The 312-nt window shown below is 69.6% G+C and carries 1 pseudogene; it reads right to left on the reverse strand.

Annotated features, from left to right (window positions below):
- Positions 1-153 precede the first annotated feature (153 nt).
- Positions 154-312, reverse strand: a pseudogene (locus tag TN53_RS49045) (DUF4440 domain-containing protein); the annotation flags it as partial.

A 312-nucleotide genomic window follows, 5' to 3' on the forward strand; every position in this document is an offset into this window, starting at 1 on the left:
CCTCGGAGCCGTCGTCACGGGTGCCGCGAGCACCCCCGGCGCACACGCCTGAACCAGCAAGCCATCGCGGCCAACTGCGCACCGCCGGTTTGTGCCGCCAGGCTGGCTGCACGGTCGGCTGCCTCCGCACCCACGGGCAGCGGTAACACGCGCTCAGCTGGTCGGAGTTCCCTGGTGGAAGTACATCCGCCAGCCCGTCTCCGTCAGGCGCCACAACGAACTCCGCCGCGCCCGGCGGCCTTGGTTGTCCGCGACGTACGTGAGATGAACGACGCCCGGAGCAATCACGGCACCGGACATTTCGCTGACCTC

Source organism: Streptomyces sp. WM6386, from assembly GCF_000972385.1.
Classification (GTDB): domain Bacteria; phylum Actinomycetota; class Actinomycetes; order Streptomycetales; family Streptomycetaceae; genus Streptomyces.